Annotated in this window: 4 protein-coding genes; 3 read left to right on the forward strand and 1 reads right to left on the reverse strand. The window is 68.6% G+C overall.

Going from position 1 to position 3210, the window contains the following annotated elements; all coding sequences use genetic code 11:
- Positions 1–417, reverse strand: a 417-nt coding sequence (locus tag D7V93_RS40880) for a nitrilase-related carbon-nitrogen hydrolase (RefSeq protein WP_279636993.1), incomplete at its 3' end; no start/stop codon positions are given.
- 206 nt (positions 418–623) lie between these two features.
- Between D7V93_RS40880 and rimP the strand changes: the two genes are divergently transcribed.
- The 3 genes from rimP to D7V93_RS40895 all read left to right on the forward strand — a co-directional run bounded on the left by rimP (position 624) and on the right by D7V93_RS40895 (position 3191).
- Positions 624–1109 carry a ribosome maturation factor RimP gene (gene rimP / locus D7V93_RS40885; RefSeq protein ID WP_120648407.1) on the forward strand — a complete coding sequence of 162 codons (486 nt, stop codon included), beginning with the start codon at positions 624–626 and terminating at the stop codon, positions 1107–1109.
- Between the two features lie 65 nt (positions 1110–1174).
- Entirely contained in the window at positions 1175–2875 is a 1701-nt protein-coding gene (gene nusA, locus D7V93_RS40890; protein WP_120648408.1) for a transcription termination factor NusA, read from the forward strand.
- Between the two features lie 19 nt (positions 2876–2894).
- Complete coding sequence (locus D7V93_RS40895) at positions 2895–3191, forward strand: YlxR family protein (protein WP_120648409.1); 297 nt, start codon at positions 2895–2897, stop codon at positions 3189–3191.
- Positions 3192–3210: the final 19 nt, after the last annotated feature.

Genomic DNA, 3210 nt, shown 5'->3' on the forward strand with positions numbered 1-3210 from the left:
CACCACCTCCGTCCCCGGCGCCACCGCCGCGGACTCCTGGTAGGTGGCACCATCCCCCACATCCACGTCGAACAGGTGCATCTTCCGGTACACGGCCAGCCGCGCGCCGTCCGGGCCGAACAGGACGCTGGTGTTGTAGAGCCGGCCGCCGGGCGCGCCCGCTTCCAGGATGGAGCCGGACAGCAGGGTGAGCTTCGTCTCCCGGGCCAGGTCCGCCATCCGGCTCAGCGTGGGCCCGTCCAGGGCCTCCGCGGCGCCGTGGCGCTCGGGCTCCGGGCCCATCCAGGAGAAGTTCTCCGGCAGACCCACCAGGCGGGCTCCCAGGCCAGCGGCCTGGCGCACGAGGCGGGCAGCCACGTCCAGGTTGTGGGCCTTGTCCGCGGTGGACACCATCTGGGCGGCGGCGATGAGGTGCATGGCGGCCGTTATAACGCCGCTCCGACTCGCGAACCCCTGGGAATCCTTCGTTCCAGGGGGGCGTTGACCAGGAGCCTCGGGGTGTGTCCTTCCTTTACACCCCGAGGGGGCGTGTGTTACGGACGCCCCGACATTTTTCGACGCATCACATCGAAAAGTGGGCCGCCGTGCCCGCTTTTCGTGTTTTTGGAGACCTGCATCCCGGTATGGAGTCGAAGAACATCAAACAGACGGTGGAGGAACAGGCGGCGACGCTGCTCGACCCCATCGTGGCGAACGAAGGCCTGGAGCTGGTGGACCTGGAGTACGTCCGCGAGCGCGAGGGCTGGGTGTTGCGGTTGTTCATCGACAAGCCAGGCGGCCGGGTGGGTCTGGAGGAGTGCTCCCAGGTGTCGCGCGCCGTGGATCCGGTGCTCGACGTGGAGGACTTCATCCCCCAGGAATACAGCCTGGAGGTCTCCAGCCCCGGGGTGAACCGGCCGTTGAAGAAGCCGGTGCACTTCGAACGGGTGAAGGGGCAGAAGGTCAAGGTGAAGACCTTCGGTCCGTTGGGCGATCCTCCGCGGAAGAACTTCGCCGGAACGCTCACCGACGTGGCGGCCGACGCCATTTCCGTGGACGTGGAAGGGGGCGGCAACTTCCGCATCCCCTTCAAGGACATCGCCAAGGCCAATCTGGAGTTCGAGTTCTAGACGTCGACATACAGGGGACCCTGATCGCGCCAGGGCCGCCCGTGGACCCATTTTAGGAGAACGTCATGGCAACGCCAGCCAACCCGGCCGTCAACCTCAACCTCGTCCTGGATCAGGTCGCCAAGGACAAGGGCATCGAGCGGGCTGTGCTCATCGCGACCCTCGAGGACGCGATGAAGACCGCGGCCAAGAAGCACTTTGGCCAGGACCGCAACCTCGAGGCCAAGTACGACCCGGACAAGGGCGTGGTGGAGCTGTTCCAGGCCATCACCGTCGTCGAGGAGATCATCGATCCGGTCCAGGCCGTGAACCAGATCTCCATGGCGGAGGCCCACAAGAAGGGCATGGAGGTGGAGGCCGACGACGAGCTCGTCTTCCAGATCTTCTACCGTGACGAGGACGCCGCGGAGGCCAAGGCCCAGGACGACCAGTACGGGGACATCCTCCGGCTGAAGACCTTCCGCCGCGGCTTCGGCCGCATCGCGGCCCAGACGGCCAAGCAGGTCATCCTCCAGCGCACGCGGGACGCCGAGCGCGAGAACGTCTTCAACGAGTACCGCGACCGCAAGAACGAGATCGTCACCGGCATCGCCCGCCGGTTCGAGCGCGGCAACATCGTGGTGGACCTGGGCCGCGCGGAGGCCGTGCTGCCCGTGCGCGAGCAGGTCCCGCGCGAGACCTACCGCCCTGGCGACCGCGTCCAGGCCTACGTGCTGGACGTGCTGCGCGAGTCCAAGGGCCCGCAGATCGTCCTGTCGCGCGCCTCCGTGAACCTGCTCACCAAGCTCTTCGAGATGGAGGTGCCCGAGATCGCCGAAGGCATCGTCGTCATCGAGGCGGCGGCGCGTGAGCCGGGTGGCCGCGCGAAGATCGCCGTGTCCAGCCGTGACTCGGACGTGGACCCGGTGGGCGCCTGCGTCGGTATGAAGGGCAGCCGCGTGCAGGCGGTGGTGCAGGAGCTGCGCGGGGAGAAGATCGACATCGTCCCCTACGACGAGGACCCGGCGCGCTTCGTGTGCTCGGCCCTGGCCCCCGCGGAGGTCAGCCGCGTCATCATCGACGAGGCGAACCACGCCATGGAGCTCATCGTCCCGGACGACCAGCTCTCGCTCGCCATCGGTCGGCGCGGGCAGAACGTGCGGCTGGCCGCCCAGCTGACCGGCTGGAAGCTGGACATCAACAGCGAGAGCCGCGTGCGCGAGATGCGCGAGTTCGCGAGCCGCTCGCTGGGCGCGCTGCCCGGCGTCAACGAGATGCTGGTGGAGACGCTCTACGCGCACGGCTTCCGCCAGGCGCGGGACGTGGCGGACGCGAACGCGGAGATGCTGGCGCAGATCCCCGGCATCGACCCCGCCCGCATCCCCTCCATGCAGGAGGAGGCGCGCAAGCGCATGGTGGAGGACCAGCAGGAGCTGTCGCGCATGGACCACGAGCGCGAGCAGGCCCGGCTGGCCGAGGCCCGCCGCCACCCGGACGAGCTGTCCCAGCCGGAGCGCATGGCGCGCGTGCGCGGCGTCGGTGAGAAGACCATTGAACAGCTCATCCTCGCCGGCTACCGCACGGTGGAGGACATCGCGAACGAGAAGGACCTCACCCGCCTGGGCGACGTGCCCGGGGTGGGCATCAAGAAGGCCCGCCAGCTCAAGAGCGCGGCGGAGAACTACCTGGTGGAGGAGGCCAAGCTCCGCACGGAGTTGAACGCGGAGAGGAGCCTGCTGGCGTCAGCCGGCGGCTCGGAGGGCGTGGAAGCGGCCAAGGCACCGTAAGCTCCAGGGGGACGGGGACATGCGCCGCGCAACGAAACGGCCTGGGACACATCCGACTGAAATCACGACGTCAGGTCCGGTCAGGACCTGCGTCGGGTGCGGTTCGCGCAAGGCACAGGCGGAACTCACCCGGTTCGTGGTAGGTCCCCAGGGCGGCGTGGTGGCGGACAGGCGGCGGAGGCTGCCGGGGCGGGGGGCGTACCTGTGCGGTGCCGGTTGTCTGACGGCAGCGCTCAAGCGTAAGGCGCTGGGCAGGGCCTTCCGAGGCAAGGCGGGGCAGGTTGACCCGTCGCAGCTCGGGCAGGCTTGGGAGTGAGGGCGGGTGGGTGGAGAGG

Source organism: Corallococcus llansteffanensis, assembly GCF_003612055.1.
In the GTDB taxonomy this organism is placed as follows: Bacteria; Myxococcota; Myxococcia; order Myxococcales; family Myxococcaceae; genus Corallococcus; species Corallococcus llansteffanensis.

What these genes read in the sequence shown, in the direction of transcription:
- rimP (WP_120648407.1), top strand. Translation starts at nt 624, where the DNA reads ATGGAGTCGAAGAACATCAAACAGACGGTGGAGGAACAGGCGGCGACG.
- nusA (WP_120648408.1), top strand. Translation starts at nt 1,175, where the DNA reads ATGGCAACGCCAGCCAACCCGGCCGTCAACCTCAACCTCGTCCTGGAT.
- D7V93_RS40895 (WP_120648409.1), top strand. Translation starts at nt 2,895, where the DNA reads ATGCGCCGCGCAACGAAACGGCCTGGGACACATCCGACTGAAATCACG.